General features: G+C 36.0%; 17 protein-coding genes and 1 pseudogene. 7 read left to right on the top strand and 11 right to left on the bottom strand.

The features are described from left to right. Nucleotides 1–83: 83 nt before the first annotated feature. On the bottom strand, nt 84–2021 hold the full coding sequence (locus AC2JBO_RS07885; RefSeq protein ID WP_496953077.1) for an AMP-binding protein: 1938 nt from the start codon (nt 2019–2021) through the stop codon (nt 84–86). Nucleotides 2022–2554: 533 nt separating this feature from the next. On the opposite strand from AC2JBO_RS07885, the gene AC2JBO_RS07880 reads away from it, so the two are divergent. From AC2JBO_RS07880 to AC2JBO_RS07860, 5 genes and pseudogenes are all read left to right on the top strand, one after another. Further along, complete coding sequence (locus AC2JBO_RS07880) at nt 2555–2746, top strand: hypothetical protein (protein ID WP_496953076.1); 192 nt, start codon at nt 2555–2557, stop codon at nt 2744–2746. A gap of 124 nt (nt 2747–2870) precedes the next feature. Continuing rightward, nucleotides 2871–3077, top strand: a complete 207-nt coding sequence (locus tag AC2JBO_RS07875; RefSeq protein WP_496953075.1) for a hypothetical protein — start codon at nt 2871–2873, stop codon at nt 3075–3077. Nucleotides 3078–3103: 26 nt separating this feature from the next. Continuing rightward, a pseudogene (locus AC2JBO_RS07870) lies at nt 3104–3460 on the top strand (sensor histidine kinase); the annotation flags it as partial. Between the two features lie 153 nt (nt 3461–3613). Then, a complete protein-coding gene (locus AC2JBO_RS07865; protein ID WP_496953074.1) occupies nt 3614–4474 on the top strand; it encodes a hypothetical protein in 861 nt (286 codons plus the stop codon). Nucleotides 4475–4941: 467 nt separating this feature from the next. Then, the gene (locus AC2JBO_RS07860; protein WP_496953104.1) at nt 4942–5169 is read left to right on the top strand and encodes an element excision factor XisH family protein; all 228 of its coding nucleotides are present in this window, start codon (nt 4942–4944) and stop codon (nt 5167–5169) included. A gap of 32 nt (nt 5170–5201) precedes the next feature. On the opposite strand, the gene AC2JBO_RS07855 is transcribed toward AC2JBO_RS07860, so the two are convergent. After that, nucleotides 5202–6068, bottom strand: a complete 867-nt coding sequence (locus AC2JBO_RS07855; RefSeq protein ID WP_496953073.1) for an STM4011 family radical SAM protein — start codon at nt 6066–6068, stop codon at nt 5202–5204. 97 nt (nt 6069–6165) lie between these two features. Further along, nucleotides 6166–6939: a hypothetical protein gene (locus AC2JBO_RS07850; protein WP_496953072.1), complete on the bottom strand. Its 774-nt coding sequence runs from the start codon at nt 6937–6939 to the stop codon at nt 6166–6168. A gap of 224 nt (nt 6940–7163) precedes the next feature. Here AC2JBO_RS07850 and AC2JBO_RS07845 point away from each other — a divergent pair, with 224 nt between their 5' ends. Further along, nucleotides 7164–7784 carry a Uma2 family endonuclease gene (locus tag AC2JBO_RS07845; RefSeq protein ID WP_496953071.1) on the top strand — a complete coding sequence of 207 codons (621 nt, stop codon included), beginning with the start codon at nt 7164–7166 and terminating at the stop codon, nt 7782–7784. Nucleotides 7785–7786: 2 nt separating this feature from the next. Here AC2JBO_RS07845 and AC2JBO_RS07840 read toward each other — a convergent pair whose 3' ends face one another. From AC2JBO_RS07840 to AC2JBO_RS07815, 6 genes are all read right to left on the bottom strand, one after another. After that, nucleotides 7787–7984 (bottom strand): hypothetical protein, encoded by a 198-nt coding sequence (locus tag AC2JBO_RS07840; RefSeq protein ID WP_496953070.1) that lies wholly within the window; start codon nt 7982–7984, stop codon nt 7787–7789. Nucleotides 7985–8047: 63 nt separating this feature from the next. Beyond that, a complete protein-coding gene (locus tag AC2JBO_RS07835) occupies nt 8048–9313 on the bottom strand; it encodes an STM4015 family protein (protein WP_496953069.1) in 1266 nt (421 codons plus the stop codon). A 12-nt stretch (nt 9314–9325) separates the two neighbouring features. After that, a complete protein-coding gene (locus tag AC2JBO_RS07830; protein ID WP_496953068.1) occupies nt 9326–10615 on the bottom strand; it encodes an STM4015 family protein in 1290 nt (429 codons plus the stop codon). A 69-nt stretch (nt 10616–10684) separates the two neighbouring features. Further along, the gene (locus AC2JBO_RS07825; RefSeq protein ID WP_496953067.1) at nt 10685–11917 is read right to left on the bottom strand and encodes a TMEM43 family protein; all 1233 of its coding nucleotides are present in this window, start codon (nt 11915–11917) and stop codon (nt 10685–10687) included. A 187-nt stretch (nt 11918–12104) separates the two neighbouring features. Beyond that, the gene (locus tag AC2JBO_RS07820) at nt 12105–12350 is read right to left on the bottom strand and encodes a hypothetical protein (protein ID WP_496953066.1); all 246 of its coding nucleotides are present in this window, start codon (nt 12348–12350) and stop codon (nt 12105–12107) included. A 12-nt stretch (nt 12351–12362) separates the two neighbouring features. Then, a complete protein-coding gene (locus AC2JBO_RS07815; protein ID WP_496953065.1) occupies nt 12363–13640 on the bottom strand; it encodes an STM4015 family protein in 1278 nt (425 codons plus the stop codon). 390 nt (nt 13641–14030) lie between these two features. Here AC2JBO_RS07815 and AC2JBO_RS07810 point away from each other — a divergent pair, with 390 nt between their 5' ends. Next, nucleotides 14031–14321, top strand: a complete 291-nt coding sequence (locus AC2JBO_RS07810) for a nucleotidyltransferase family protein (protein ID WP_496953103.1) — start codon at nt 14031–14033, stop codon at nt 14319–14321. A gap of 27 nt (nt 14322–14348) precedes the next feature. On the opposite strand, the gene AC2JBO_RS07805 is transcribed toward AC2JBO_RS07810, so the two are convergent. Both AC2JBO_RS07805 and AC2JBO_RS07800 read right to left on the bottom strand, forming a co-directional pair. Next, the gene (locus AC2JBO_RS07805; RefSeq protein ID WP_496953064.1) at nt 14349–15584 is read right to left on the bottom strand and encodes an STM4015 family protein; all 1236 of its coding nucleotides are present in this window, start codon (nt 15582–15584) and stop codon (nt 14349–14351) included. A 337-nt stretch (nt 15585–15921) separates the two neighbouring features. Next, nucleotides 15922–17253 (bottom strand): STM4012 family radical SAM protein, encoded by a 1332-nt coding sequence (locus AC2JBO_RS07800; RefSeq protein ID WP_496953063.1) that lies wholly within the window; start codon nt 17251–17253, stop codon nt 15922–15924. Between the last annotated feature and the right edge of the window lie 38 nt (nt 17254–17291).

The following is a 17291-nucleotide window of genomic DNA, read 5'->3' as shown; positions in this document are numbered from 1 at the left end:
AAAATGTACTGCACAGGCGGGATGCCTATGCTACAATCGTGGAGGTCTATGCTACAATCATTAGACTATCCGTTACATCAGTTTTATCCGTTGCCAAACATTTTTCTAATAACGTCTTGATAACGTTCTGTTACAACATTTCTACGAATTTTTAGAGTTTGGGTTAATAAACCATTTTCAATTGTAAAAGGCTCTGGAATTAAATCAAATACGAGAATTTCATCATCACGACGATAACCGGGACGGTCGCGCGTTTCACGGTTAATTTCTTCTCTAAATAAGTCTCGTACTACTTTACTGTTTAAATCAATTGGACTACCCAACTTTGCTTCTAAAGCTTCCATGTTGGGTACAATTAAGGCGCCTAGATATTTTTCATCTTGACCTACAAGCATTATTTGGTCGATATAGTCACTTCGTAAACAAGCGTCTTCAATTGGTTGAGGTTCGATATTTTCCCCATTAGTTAGTACTATTGTATCTTTAGCTCGACCAGTTAAAACGATTTGATTATCTGGAGTTAACCAACCAATATCACCAGTGTCAAACCATCCTTCGCTATCAATAGCTTTGCGTGTTGCTTCGGGGTTTAGATAATATCCTTTCATGACTTGCGGACCTTTTGCCATTACCAAACCTTTTTTCTGTGGTGGTAAAGTTTGACGGGTTTCTAGGTCTACAATTTTGAATTCTGTACCAGCAATGGGTATACCGGAAGACCCACGCAGGTTTTTGTAGTAACGACGCGCGGAGAGTACAGGAGATGTTTCGGTCAGTCCGTAACCAACTAGTATATTAATGCCAATGATTTCAAAGAAGTCTTCTAAGTGTTGTGCTAACGAACCACCACCGCAAATTAGCTGTTTAACGTTACCACCTGTTGCTTGCTGAATTTTCTTGTAAACTATCATCTCACCTAGGAAGTGTAGTGGCGCCAGTAAGATGGTAGTTTTCCAAGCGTTGATAATCTGTGCGCGCGTTGGATTTAAGTTTTGTAAGTCTAAACCTTTCCAAGTTCTGACTGCTTTAATAAATCTACCACTGACAGCAAGGAAATTATTGATGAGCTTTTGCATACGTGGAGACTTTTCGCGGAAGGATTTTTGAATTCCTTCGTATATAGATTCCCATAAACGCGGTACACCAACAACGTACTGCGGTTTATACTCTTGGAAGTCTTGCTTTAAATAACGACGGTTTGTATAAACTTGAGTACAACCCTGAGAAAGTGTGAAATATTCTCCAACACGTCCAAAGCTATGCCAAGTCGGCAATATACTCAATGTTTTATCACCAACGACAGGTTGAATAACTGCTGTGAGAGTATTTAGTTGATGAATTAGATTTCCGTGCGTTAACATTACACCTTTGGGTTTGCCAGTTGTCCCGGAAGTGTAAATTAAAGTTGCTAGGTCTTGACGATTTAGCTTTACTTCTTTAAGAGTGTTACTCGATGCCAACTCCATGAGTTGGTTAAAGTTAATTATTTTGATGTTTTGATTTATTGGTGCTTCTTCGTCAGACAGTAAAACTATCCACTGTATATTTGCACTATAAACTTCTGGTTCAAGCTTTTTGAGAGTTTTGATATTTTCGACGACTAAACCTGTGCTACCGCTATGTTCCAATATATATAGTAACTCTTCTTTCTCTGCTGCTGAAGACCTGACTGCATTCGCGGCGCCTGCCATCATAATACCTTGGTCGGCAATCATCCAGCGTGCGCTATTATCGGCAAATAATGCAATACGTGGTAATACTGAATCTTCTGTCTCTTGAGTAAAGCCTAGTACTTGAATTGCAGTGGCAAACTGTTGAATTTTATAGTATAGCTGTTCGTAAGTGAGAGTAACTTGGGGTTTGACATGAGGGTCTATTAACGCAGTGACATCTTTAAACTGTGTAGCAGCTATTTTCCACATGTCAGGTAGAGACTGTAACTCAGCATAGCTGACTAGACCAGTCATTTGATATTGCTCGGTTTGAGAAAAAGAATATTTATCTGTAATTTGAGTAGTCATATATAAATATTGCCTCTTATTATCCAGTTACTATATGGTCATCTTTAACTACTATTTATGCAAGTAAAGTTCAAAAAATGATGGAGATATAGACAGTTTAGCAACAATCACGATGGCAAATACTATGGTAACTATAAACTAATGGCAATATGAATATTCTCTCCCTCCATGATTAAATAGGTATTTCACCACAGAGATGTACAGACGCGATATATCGCGTCTGTAGGTCGAGTTTTGGCTCAAACGCGCGAAAGCTTCATAATAAACAAACCTTGTAGCATAGGCGTCTCGCCTGTGCAAAGACCACCTTGGCAAATAACCGACGAATCCCATTTGCCTGTAGGATAATATATATGTATAGTAATGTTTTAAGGAGCAATGATGACACCAACTGAACTTCTGAAAAGCTCAAAACGAACAACTTGAGTATATTGTTCATTCCCAAAATCTGGATGAATCAATTAATACAATACTTGGTAAAATTGAAGTTTTAATAAAAAATACTATTGAATCAAGTAACTTTACTCAGAAGAATGATAGTTTTTTTAGATTCAGGAGTGCTAGGCTTATTGTCATCTCCTAGGGAGACCGGAGAAGCTGCTGATTGTAAAGAATGGCAGTTTCGTTTACTTTCTATAAGTGTATATTTTGTAACTATTTACAACGTTTTACTGACGCTGAGACGTGGAGAAATATTAAGTAGTACAGAGAAAAAGGTGTTTTAGTTGAAACGCGCGCAAGCTTGATACAAACCGGGTTTTTTGCTCAAATTAGTTTTTGGCGTTGAGTTTTGGGAATTATAAATTTAGTACTTCTACCGCACGTAAAACCAAGACAGCCCAAAAATCTATGACTGAGCATCGTCAATTGAATTCCGTTTCTGACTCTAATGCTAAAACTGACACCGAAAGTAATACACCTATTCATGATGAAGTTGTAATACTTCGGCAACGAGTGGTGCAGCTAGAGCAGGAATTAAAAGAATTACGGCAGATAAACGCCAATTTACAAGCTGGTTCACAGGCAGTTTGCTCTAATTTTAGTCAAAATACGTAGGATGTTATGCTGGACAATTAAATCAGGCCTTTATGAATATATTAGTTAATGCTATTGATGCTATAGAACAAAATTATAATGGCAGAAGCACGCATCAAAAAGAATCAAGTAAAATTCATATTTATACAGAATTTATTGAATCAAAACAAATTGTACTTATCAAAATTAAAAACAACGGCAGTAGTATACCAGATGAGATTAAACACCGTATTTTCGACCCCTTTTTTACAACAAAACCAGTCGGTAAAGGAACAGGTTTAGGAATGTCAGTTAGCTATCAAATTATTACCGAAAAGCACAAAGGTACTTTAGAATTTACTTCTAACTTGCAAGATGGTACTTTCTTTATAATTGGTATTCCTATTAAACAAGAGGTCAATTAGGAAATTTTAATTATCCTTGTCTTATACAGACGTTACATATACCCCATGTAGAGACGTGACATGTCACGTCTCTACAAAAATTTACAGTTCAGCCAGTAAATACCTAAATACTTTGCGACAATATATATATACAGTATATTTGAAGGAATAACTATGACTGTAAATAGTATCCTGACTAGCTCAAATATATTAGGTAACAAAATTAACCATGACCTACTTGCTCTTAAGGAAAAACTACAGCATACTCTTCATTCCCAAAAATTTAATGTATCAGTTACTACAGCTGATGCTGAAATTAAAATTTTACTGAAAAATACTATAGATAGCGAAATCGTAGAAAAATCTCGAAAATTAGAACAAGTCAGCAATTTGTGTTCTCGAAAAGTAAAACTTATTAAAACACAATATGAAAATGAGTTTGTAGAATTTGTCGAACAAATAGATTATTTAAGGAAACTAGCAGCATTTTATGCGAAGATTTATGAAGCAACAAACTTTATTCTTGCCGCAGAAAATGAGAGTTATTTAATTGACAAATTTCATCGGTACACTTTAGGGTATGAAATTTTTGCTATAATTGCAGAAAAAGGAAAATATCTATCTCCTGATATATGTAGGGGAATTGAAACAGCAGTTAACGCAACATTGCAAATCGAATTAGAAGAAAGAAACAAAGAGGAAAATATTCAGATTCCAGATTTTTCAAGAACTGCTCTTATATTGCGGTCTACTTTAATGTCTATATTATGGTCATTAGAAAAGCTAAAAGAAGAGGGAAAAAATGACGGTTCTGAAGCTAGAGGAAATTCTTCGGCGCCATCTTCAAAGCCCATAAAACGCACATCAGAAGACCGATTACGAAAAAATCTAGCTGAAATGAGAAGATTGAGAAATTTTATAGATGACGATATTATAACAGAGAACGCAATAGAAAGAGAAACTCATTTTGAAATTCTTAAGCGATTAGAGGATAAAGAAAGACAGTCATGGTATAAAATTTACTCAGAAGAATAATAGTTTTTAGATGTAGGAGTTAAAACCCATGTCTCCGAAGCGTGCTTATTGTAGAGAAGTTGCAGATTTTAAAGACTGACTATGAATCGTTTATTTCTCAGAAGTGTTGATAGCATTTTTCAACCAAGTAAGGTACAAATTAAGTTAGTAAAACAATGAGTGGAACGGGCAGGGATGCCCGTTATTGCGTACTTTATTTGAATAGGAACCGCCATATTTTGCAACATATGACGTTAATTAACTTGAAAGATAAAATTGAGATAACAGTTGAGTTTTCGTCAAGTATTAGGAAAAGCTGAATGGCTAGTGCAACAAGGCAAAAGGCAAAAGTCAAAAGTCAAAAGAAAAAAACCTTATTTTACAGGCTTTCCGCGCTTTTCGCTCCTGGTAAGTTATTTTAGCCACGCTGTACTAGAGATAAATTTCATGGTGCAGTTAGAGCAGCTTTAGAGAAAGAAGGATGGACAATTACTGCCGACCCTTACGAGGTAAGCGTTGGAGATGTTGACTTTGAAATTGATTTAGCGGCAGAAATGATAGCTGCACAACGTGCGGGAGAAAAAATTGCGGTTGAAATCAAAAGTTTTCTTGGTAGTTCAAAAGTATTAAATTTCCACACCGCGCTTGGCGTTTCGTTTAAAGTCGGTGAGAGTTTGAATATTTTCGAGATTGATTCTAATTACCATAGCATTTAGTAAAGCATTTTATTAGATGCTATGGCTCATATCTATCGTTGTAAAGCAGGGAATTTTTGTGGAATCCTTTCTAAGATTCCAGAACCAAAGACTTTATCTAGTTCTAAATACTCTAAATGAACGTAGCCAATATGACAATGGCAAGTGTGATTTGTACAGGTTCTATCAACTAAATAATCTTCCCAATTAGCATCATATATATTACCAATCGGCGCCTTAATAAAATGGCAGCGTCGCATAGTACCATGACCATCAACAGTTAGGGCTGACTTACCCGCGCGGCAAGAACGTCCAAAACTTGGATAATGTTGCGTGTTCAATTCATACAAAGGGTCGATAGACTTAAAAAACTCCCTGTCTTCAGACGATAAACTTGGCAACTCTGCCTTTACTGCATTAATCCATAAATACACATGTTCTGGCAACTCTTGACGCAAAGCAGCAATTTCATGTTTAAACTGCGGGAAACCTACCACACCAGCACTAAAACGGGCGCCTCGTTTATCCAGTTCCAGACACTTAGCAACATAACTTTCTCTTTCTACCCATTCTGGGTGAAAAGTAGCCCAAAGCGCAAGCTTATCCTTATTACAATCCTCCACCCAATCTAAATTACAAGAAAGATTAGTTTGAATAGCAGCCTTACGCACATGAGACATCTGAGTCAACCTTACCAAAGCTTGCTGATAACAGCGATGAATTAACGCTTCACCCCAAGGAGTAAAAAGAATCGAAAACTTATGCTGCGGATGTTGAGAAACCCAATTAACAAACCGTTCCAAATCTTGTTTATCAACAGCTAACTCAGCAGCAGTTTGCTGACGTTTAGCAAAAGGACAATATTCACAACCATAATTACAACTAACCAAAGAACCCCGATAAAGAATATTCAAATGCATATAAACTCCCATTATTATCAAACTATAATATATCAGTATTATAAACATACCTCTTGTGGAGCGGGCATCCCTGCCCGCCCCTACATGTCCAACTTTATTATTCACATGCAGACCAATACCTATATGGGTCTTGTTTCTCAGCAATAACTTCAATATTCAATTTATTCATTTCTTTAACCATTTCATCAGTTAAACAATTATAAGAAAGATTAAGAGTATCTAGTTGATGAACTTCTGAACAATTAAGTAAAGCTTTAGCACCATCATCTTGTATTTGTCCCATTGAAAGGTCTAGCTCAATTAAATTTTCAATTTTCAGAGAATCTTTGATTGTAAAAGCAATGTTACCTGGGTCGATGTGGTAATATTTCCTTAGCCCTAAATACTTAAGTTTGGGAAACACTATATGAAGTTTATGCATGTATTCATAAATCTCACAACGGTCTGTATCAAACCAAACCTCTAAATATTCTAAGTTCGGTAATTCTAGTTTAAAAATTTCTTCAACGATATCACTTGAAATATTACAGCCTTCAATAGTAAGAGCTTTTAATTTTGTATGCATAATAGGACTAAATTCTAGTCCAAATGCTTGATTATTCTTTTTGTAAAAATAAGATGTGCGAATTTTTAATATTTCTAATTGTGGATAAGCTAATAAAATATAACTAAGATTGGTATAAGCTAAGTGAATATTTATCCATTCAGCATTATTTATGTATCCAAAAAATAAAGCTTTAAGATTAGTAAGTTTTTCATAAGCTTGAAGTAGTGTATCTATAACAGGACAGAAATTATGGTATTCAAAATAAGTTGTATCCCAAAAACCGAAGACCAAAGCTTCAACCTGATTAGCAAAAGGGTTTTGCAATAATAATTGCAGTTTATCTACACTACTTATAACTGAATTTATATAATAGTCCTCTCCTGGGATGACTCTTAAAGCATACGCAGTATCAACTGTATCCCTAATGCCGATAGTAGGGTCAAACTCAATAACTTTTCGGTTAGCGAATGTAGTTGCATGACTGCTAGGAATATCATAATATTTTTCAAAGGTAGTCCAAAATTTATAGGCACGGAGGCGCCACAGCTATGACACAAGCAGTTCCCAAACTCCTGACATTTGATGATTTTATAACTCGGTATGGGGATGATGAGCGTTACGAATTAATTGACGGGGAACTCATTGATATGGAACCAACTGGACTTCACGAAGAAGTGGTTGCTTTTCTGCTGCGGAAAGTTAATGTCTTGATAGACCAAATGGGTGTCCGTTGGTTTACACCTGCCCGTTGTTTAATTAAACCTCTAGTAGTTTCAACAGGTTTTCGTCCTGACGTAGTTGTACTAGATAAAACCAACCTGGTTAATGAACCTTTATGGCAAAGTGAGCCTATTATCACGTTGGGGACTTCCGTCAAGCTTGTTATAGAAGTAGTTAGCACAAACTGGCAAAATGATTACGCGCGAAAAGTAGAAGACTACAGCGCATTAGGTATACCAGAATACTGGGTTGTGGATTACTTAGGCTTAGGTGGTCGTGATTATATTGGTAATCCTAAGCAACCGACAATATCCATTTACTTATTATCAACGAGTGGTAATCAATACCAAAAGCCTGTTCAATTTCGTGGTAATGACCGCATTGTTTCCTCTACATTCCACTCATTGCAGCTAACGGCTGAAGAAGTATTTGCAGCAGTTCTACCTTAAAACTAGCTGTTGTGGAATTTTTTATAAAATCCCATCACTAAAGACTCCTTCATCGGGAAGTAATGCCTTCCCACATTTGAGACAATAGTAAACGTTGCCCAGATGAAGCTTGTTGTAAGGTAAGTAGTTTCTCGAATCAGCTCATCTAAAACTAAATTTCCTTGAGCATCAATTTTACCAGTTACTTCAATCGCTTTCATTTGTTGTCCACCTTGTTGTGTTAAAAATTTTAACATCGGGTAGTAAAGTGTTATCGGGTTGTGCTACTCAGAAATAGAGCAGTAGCGGTATTGGTCTTTAAAATATTTTTGTCCGTCTGCAATAACTTGAATGCCTAGTTGAGTTAATTTTGTAATTATTTCATCTGATAGGTAGTTCTCATATACATTAAGAATATCAAGTTGCTTCACTGCTGGACAGTTTAGTAATGCTTCTCCTCCTTCGTCTCCAAGTGTTCCCATTGATAGGTCTAGGACTTGAAGATAATTAATAATAGGGGCATTAACTACAGTTTTAGCAATTTCATCTGATATCTCACTATTACGAAGACCCAGATAAGTTAAATTTGGAAATAAATTGCCTTCGAGAATAGGCGCCAAATCATCAATTCGAGAGTCTGCGCCATAAAGCCCACTTCCTAACCAAAGCTCTAAATGCTCAAGCAAAGGCAAATTTAAAGCACATACCTGAGCTATTGTTCTACGATATAATACCCCAGCTTCAATAATTAGTGCCTTTAAATTATTATGTTGTATTTTAGTAAACTCTAAACCTCTTCCACCTCGAACTTGTAAAACTTCTAGTTTTGGGTAAGCTACCAAAATAGGACTTAAATCGCACTGTTCAATATAAGAAATCATCCATTCCCTTTCTTCTATATCACCAATCAAAACTGCTTTGAGATTTTCTAATTTTTCTTTAGCAGCTACTAAAAGGTCAACAACAACACGACTAGATTCATCTTCAGTTAGCCAATTTGTCCATAAACCAAACACTAAAGCTTCAACTTCTTTAGCTTTTGGGTGTTGAATTAACGTTTCAAACCACTGTTTTAGTTCTTCTCCGCTTTCTCCATGTGGTATACATCTCAAAGCATAAGCAACTCCTACAGTTTCTGTTAAACCTTTTTCTGGGTCAAACTCCTCTACTTTTCGATTAGCAAATTGGCTTAAGCTTCCTCTGGTGTTCCGATATAAATGCTCCCAGCATAAACGCTCAGATAAGTTCCAAGTTTTATACTCTCTTAATGCCTGTTTTACTCTTGCCTCTGCTTTATCTCGCAATAATAAGTAAGCTGAACGTCTAACCTGCATGTTCACATCTTGTAAAGCATTAATTACCAAATCTAAACCAGCGTCTCCATAATTTAGTGCCTCACTTAATGCTGCAACGCGCGTTTCAACAAGAGAACTAGCTAAACGCAGTTGTACACCCTCAAGTCCACCTAATACGGCGCTTTGCAATGGTAGTGGTTTTTCTCCTCCTAGTACAATATTAAATTCGCTGGGTTCATTTTGATTGTTTGTCATATTCAATTATTATCACTCACCTACAGTACAGTAACGATTATGTACACCTTTTTGATTTCCTATTATAATTTCCATATCTAATTCCATAAGTTGAGAAGTTATATTACGAGTTAAACAATTATCTGAAAGATTAAGAGTATCTAGCTGATGCACTGATGGACAGTTAAGTAAAGCTTCGGCAGCTTCATCTCCCAAATTTCCCATCGAGAGGTCTAACTCTACAATTTTCTCAATTATTGGTGACTTAACTATTGCAAAAGCAATATCATCGGTATATTCACTGTTGCGTAATCCTAAATATTTAAGTTTTGGAAATATGCCAGAAAGGATAGGCATTAAATTATCGATAGACGAAGTTCCACCATATTCATGTCTACCTAACCATAATTCCAAATATTCTAAAGCAGGAAGTTCAAGTTTACAAATTTGCTTAACTACCTCACGTCTAAGTCCACCAGATTCAATAATAAGTGCTTTTAGTTTATCATGTCTTTGATGCTCAAAAATTAATCCTTCTCCAACCGAATAAATAATTATTTTGCCACCATCACCACGAACCTTTAAAACTTCTAAGTTCGGGTAAGCCACTAAAATCAGGCTTAAATTACTCTGGACAATTGAAGATATCATACATTCTGGGTCTTCAATATCTCCAATAAATAAAGCTTTAATATTAGTAAGAAATTCATGGGCATCAATTAATGCATTTACAGTATTAGGTAAACCATTATAATAAGGTGGAGCATCTGAATACCAAAATCCGATAACCAATGCTTCTAACTGACTAGCGAGAGGATGTTGTATCAAAATTTGAAGTTTTTCTGGAATACTTGTATAATATTCATACCTATAACCCTCAACCCATTTACGTTTAACTCTTAAAGCATACGCGGTATCATCTGTAACACTAATGCCGATTTCAGTATCAAATTCTATAACTTTACGGTTAGCAAATGTTTTTGCGTATCCATATGGATTACCATTTAGTCTTTCAAAGTTGCTCCAAAACTTGTAATTTACCAGCGCTAATTTAACTCGCTTTTCTGTTCTGTTTTCTAATAATTTAGCCGCCGTTTGTCGTACTTTTCCATATTTATCTTCTAATGCCTGAATTATTAAATCTAAACCTGTGTCACCATAATTTAGTGCTTCCCTCAATGCAGCAACGCGCGCTTCAACAGCAGAACTAGCTAAACGCTGCTTTACTCCCTCAAGTCCACCTAATACGGCGCCTTGTAATGGTGGTTTTTCTCCTCCCAGTATAATGTCAAACTCTCTAGGATTATTTTGATTGTTTGTCATACTTGATTATAATTACTCTGCTTTAAAATAATAACGACAATGTACACCTTTACAACACTAGGTAAGCCATTAACTAAACTTTGATTGCTTTAAAGTAATAAAAATTGCAAAAATTCCTACGAGCGTAAGTCCAAGTAATATTAAATCTTGTGTCAACTGGTAAATAATAATTGTTGCAATTGTCCAAAGAAAAGCAATAATCAAAGTTGATGTGCCAGTAACTAATCTACCTAGGTCGCCAAAGAAAGGAATAAAATCTAAGAACACATTGATTGGTTCACTCAAAAATCTTAAACCAGCCCACATAGCTATAAAACCGAGGAATCTAAAACCCCAAGTTGCACGGTCTTCTTGTTTAACTCTAGCTTTTGCTTCTGTACCTGGAAAAATACGATAAAGACGGCGATTGTTTTTATGAATATAGGGAACAATATGGTTTCCACTTTCCAATTTACCAATAACTGTTACATTTGTATTGGCATTTAATGTTGCGTATCTAAAACGTAAATCACCAATGTTTAGATTACTAGAAGAACTTTTGTATATATAATTACCTACATTGGTAAATCTTGTTCCCTTAACTGTATTTGCCTGAGAAGCTTGAAAAGGAGTAGGTGTTGGTAATTCAACAGCAAAAGTGTTTGCTTCATTAAAAGCTTCCTTAACACTTACACTAGATGGAAGTTGAAAGCTTTGCATATCTAAATCGTAAATACCTATTTTTGCCGTGCTAACTTTATAAGTTGCATTGTTTACAGAAGCAGATGGATTTTGATGATTTTGTGGCTGAAGAAAAGAACTAGATTTTGTACTACTTATAACTGAAGTATCGTTTCCGAGTAATGAGCGCCACTCACCATTTAAATCTTCTACTGGAATCCACTGCTTTTTATAAGTAGCAGTTATTTTTTGCTGTTGAGAACCACCCAATTTTGTCTTAGCTTCTTTGTCTCGTGTTTCTACCCAAGCATACATTTCTACACTTCTTGCAAGCGCAATATAATTCCCAGGCGCCACAAATAAGTTATCACCCAATACATTATTACTTGTAATGAGTCCAGAAGTAGAAACTAATTTTCCTATATATTTTGTACTATTAACTGTTGATGTAATAGGTACTGCTTCTTGGGCAACTTGGTTAACTATTGTTTGCCCTTCATTCCAAATCAGTATGACAAACGAGAAAACAACTACAAGTAATCCTATACCCATTCCTTGGATTGATTCAGATATTCGTGTGAACCAATCAACTTCCCTGTCTTCTATATATTGGTCGTAATCATCATCTCTATATTCAGTCATTTGTATTATTCCAATTCTCTAGTCTTATATTTCCCAGAGACAGGTTTTTAATAACTATAAGTTCATGGAGAGAAACGCAAGATTTGATTAATATTTATTATACAGTTCAAATATATTATAAAAATAACCTCAAAGTTCAATCCCCAATACGACATAGGTTTTAGGGAAAAGGGGAAGCGGGAAGGGGTTAAAAGGCTTTATGTATCGTTCCCTTTACATTCACATCTTGCAAAGCATTAATTACCGAATCTAAACCAGCATCTCTATAATTTAATGTCTCACTTAATGCCGAAACGCGCGCTTCAACAACAGAACTAACCAAACGCTGTTTAACTCCTTCAACTCCACCTAATACGGCGCCTTGTAATGGTAGTGGTTTTTCTCCTCCCAGTACAATATCAAGTTCTCTAGGTTTATTATGATTGTTTGCCATACTCAATTTTTATTACTCAGCTACAGAACAGTAACGTCCGTCAGAATTTTGTTCACCGATAATAACTTCAATATCTAATTTGTTTAACCTTTCTATCATCCAATCAGTTAAGCCATTATCCGATACGTTAAGTGTATCTAAGTAGTTGATCGCTGGACAGTTCAATAAAGCTTCGGCGCCATCATCTCCTAAAGTCCCCATAGAAAAATCTAGCTCTACTAAATTCTCAATGATAGGAGAATTGACAATTGCAAAAGCTATATCATCAGAATATTCGCTATTACGCAGTCCAAGATATTTAAGTTTAGGAAATACACCAGAAATGATTGGCATTAAATCATTGATAGATGAATCGCCACCATAGTTATCACTTCCTAGCCACAACTCAAGATATTCTAATGCAGGTAGTTCAAGTTCACAAATCTGGTTTATCGATAAACAGCTAAGTCCTCCAGACTCAACAATGAGAGCTTTTAGATTTTCGTGTCTTAGCGCAGGGCTAAATTGTAGCCCAGTATACCCTAACCATCGTGGATTACTACCACGAACTTGCAAAACCTCAAGATTAGGGTAAGCTTCTAAAATAGGAGAAAGATTACTTTGTACAATTGAGGAAATCATAGCTTCAGAATCCTCAATGTCTCCTATAAAAACAGCTTTAAGATTTGTAAGCTTTTCGCTAGCTGCAACTAAAGCATTAACAATAGAGGCAGAAGTGCTATCATCAGTCCACAAACCAAACACTAAAGCTTCAACCTTACTGGCACGAGAATCTTGTAGAAGTTTGTTAAGCTTTTCTTGTGTCTTCATCTGAGGTTCTTGCATGGTATATGTAGAATTCCATCTGTAGGCTGTTCTTAATGCATATGCAGCATTAACCGTGTCAGTAAGGCTAGTAGTAGTTTGAGTATCAAATTCGATAACTGTTCTATTTGCAAATTTCTTTGCATATCCGTTTGGAAGTCCGTTTAATCTTTCAAATTCAGTCCAGAACTTAAAATTATGCAGAGCTATTTTAGCCTGATTTTCTTCTCTTCTCTTTAATAAAGTTGTTGCAGTCTTCTGCACTTTTCTAGATTTATCTTCTAAAGCTTTAATCACTAAATCTAAACCTATCTCACTATAATTTAGCGCTTCACTCAATGCAGCAACGCGCGTTTCAAAAACAGAACTAGCCAAACGCTGTTTAACTCCTTCAACTCCACCTAATACGGCGCCTTGTACAGGTGGGGGTGCTTCTCCTCCACGAACAGTGTCAAATTCTCTAGGATGGTTTTGATTATGTATCATATTTTATTAAAAAAGTAAATAAATCCTTTATAAACTAATTATTTCAATCACTACATCCGTTTTAATACTGACTAAGATACAATCCAAGCGAATATTGCGACATCGCTTTGAAAGGTTACGTAGATATCGACAAGTCTTTAACCATTGTAAATCAATTAAAATTTTTGTTAAACCTTCACCAACGTGAACAGAAATGTCAAATTATTTACCGTAATTTTGTACATCTTCTACGTAGATATCAAAATTAAACGTGAGTTGTTGATAAATACTTCAAAATAGCGTTTAACAAAAATTTCATTGTTTATATTTTTTTATGAATCTAGAAAAATAAAGCATGACATAATGTACTATAGAAGTAGTGATTATGTAAAATTTACATGGAGTGAAGCTATGGGAATTGAAGAATTATTGTTACCGTTACGAGAAGAAATACTGCAAGTCGCAGCCAAACATGGTGCGTATAATGTGCGAGTATTCGGTTCTGTATCTAGAGGTGAAGCTTCTGCAAATAGTGATGTAGATTTTTTAGTAGAAATGGAACCCAAACGAAGTTTCTTTGACTATATCGCTTTAATACAAGATTTCACAAAGTTACTAGGACGTAAGGTTGATGTAGCTGAACCAAAAACTCTACATGATTTAATTAAAGAGAAAGTTTTGAAAGAAGCTGTAATATTATGAGAGATGAACTAGCGTGCTAAATTTTAATTACTCAGCGACAGCGCAATAACGTTCTTCTGGATGTTTTTGAACCTCAGCTATAACTTCAACATTCAACTGCTTCAAGCGTTCAACCATTTCTTCTGTTAAACAGTTATTGGAGAGGTTAAGCAAAGTCAACTTGTCTACAGCAGGACAGTTTAGTAAGGCTTCGGCGCCTTCATCTCCTAAAGTTCCCATTGAAAGGTCTAAAACTTGAAGCTGATTTATAATTGGAGAGTTAATAATAGCATTTGCGATATTATCAGAGTACTCGCTATTACGAAGTCCTAAGTATTTTAAGTTTTGAAAAAGTTGACCTGAGAAAATTTGCATTAAATCATTTATTGAAGAATCACCACCATACTCTTCAGAGCCTAACCATAGTTCTAAATGTTCTAATGCAGGTAATTCTAAAGATAAAATTTGCTTAATCTTTTCACGACGTAATCCTCCTGTTTCTACAATTAATACCTTTAACGATTTATGACGTAAAGAGATAAAATCATCCCAGTAACGATTAGCTTCATAGGAGCGACTACGTTTTACTTGATATATGTAGTAACCATCACCACCCCGAACTTGTAAAAATTCTAGCTTAGGGTAAGCTTTTAAAATCAGGCTAACGTTTGTGACACAAGTCCAAGATATATGATAATCAACATCATATGGTCCAAAAAAAATAGCTTTTAAGCTTTTAAAAACACTTTGTGACGAAATTCTCGGCTCATCATCATAACCTCTAATAATTAAGGCTTCTATTTTGCTATTTAAATCTTCATGAAAAAGGTCTGTGAAAGATTCATCGTCAATTACATAAGCTTTTCCATCAGGATTTTTAATGCCTATCTTCGGGTCATAACTTTCTACTTCATAATTATAAAATTGCTGGAATGGATAATAGATGTAAGCTTCGTCTATTGTTTCATTGATACGTTCCAGCCAAAAGCAGTAAGTATATAAAGCTTCATGAAACTGAGTTTTATTTTTATCGAGTAAGAATTTACAGACAGACCGTCTCACAGTTAATGAATCATCTCGCAAAGCTTTAATCACTAAATCTAAACCTATCTCACCATAATTTAGCGCTTCACTCAATGCAGCAACGCGCGTTTCAAAAACAGAACTAGCTAAACGCTGTTTCACTCCCTCAAGTCCACCTAAAACGGCGCCACCTGCAGGTGGGGGTGTTTCTCCTCCATGAACAGCATCGAATTCTCTTGGTTGATTTTGGTTATTTGCCATATTTGGTTTGCTAAAAGTGTTTTGTAAATTGGAAATATCTAAGTTTAGTTGCTGGATGTAGTTTTCTACATCTTGTACACTTATTATTCCCCTACTTTCTTCTAAAATAAACTTTGCATAGGAAACCGTCCACACTACAGCATGGTTGAATCAATGAGCAATAATTTTGATGGTAAAGATTTTTACCACAAAGACGCAGAGGCACAGAGAAGAGAGTAAGAGGAGGTTAAAATTGGCGCCAACTTCCTAGAATTAATTACACGCGCTGACCGTTCATGAAAAGCCTTTATTCCAACCCAGCAAACGGCTGAGATGAAGTGTTACATCCGTTGCCAATTTACTTCACCTCATAACCATCCATCAAACCTTGTACCTTCTCAGAAAACAACCAGGCGCCAATAACATCAGAAAGTTCAACACCAGCTTCATTCAACCGCAATATTTCTCCATCTTCCATTCCCAAATTTAACTCTTTCACTTCCCTAAGTTTAGGAAAATCTACATAAACACTGCTACCAAACCTCTGTTCATAGCTATAAAAATTCAAACCCTCATCAGAAAGTAGAGACAGCAAAATAAAACGGCGCCGTTGTTCATTTGCATCTAACTTAAAACCATAGCTAGCAAAATCAAACACTTCATCACTATTTTGTATATACGCTTGTAAGATATCCTTAATTTCTTTAACACCAACTGCGTAATCATTAGAATAGTGTAAAGTATCAGTGTAAGAACGGGCGCCGCATCCTAAACCAACCATACCATCAGCTTGACAGCAGTAAACAGGTAACGCAGGATTATTTTCGCGTCGTTGAAACATCCGCATTGAAACCTGAGAATATCCTTTACTATGCAACAACTGGCGCCCTGCACGGTAACAAGCGAGACGAATATCATCCCATTCTTTATCAGTACGTCCTAAACCTGTGAGTGGTCGCACGTACAAAGGATATAGATATATTTCCTCTGGTTGAAACCGCAATGCTGCGCGTATTGAATGTAAAAAGGTTTCTACTGTTTGTTCGGGAAGTCCGTAAATTAAGTCAATATTTAACGTGGGAAAACCTGCTTCTTTTATTCTTCCTAAAGCTGCTTCGACTTGAGGAGTAGTTTGGCGCCGTTGGGTTGCGAGAACTTCTGACTCAATAAAACTTTGGACACCTATACTAATTCTATCGGCGCCTCTTTCTCGTAATAGCTTTAATTTATCTTGGGTTGCTGTCTCTGGGGAAACTTCTACAGAAATGGGGATGGACTGTAAATTGGCGCCCATCGAAAGTTCAGCAATATTAAGGATTGTTTCAAGGTGCTGGATGGGTAGCTGTGTGGGTGTACCTCCACCGATAGCAAAGCGCGCGAATGATGATTTTCCTAAAGCTGATTTTACTCTTTGTGCTTGTCGTTGTAGCGCGCGGACGTATTGAGTTACAAAATCTTCGTTGTGGGTGACGGTAGTAAATAAGTTGCAGAACCCGCAACGCATTTCGCAGAAGGGGATGTGAATGTAGAGGAATAATGCGCTTTTATTTTGGTTTGACCATAAGTTGGCAAGGTTTACGGGTGGAGTTAGGGGACGGTATGCTGTTTTGTGGGGGTAGGAGTAGACGTATGTTTGGTAAGGAGATTGAGAGATTTTAGATTTTAGGTTTGAAATTTGGGTTGTAATCATTTGGTTGTAAATATATTAATTTATATGGTTTTTCTGAT

This window comes from Calothrix sp. CBUCES-K 9914 (genome assembly GCF_059640475.1).
The sequence above is the reverse complement of the archived record's forward strand: the minus strand, read 5'-3'. Positions and strand labels throughout refer to the sequence as shown.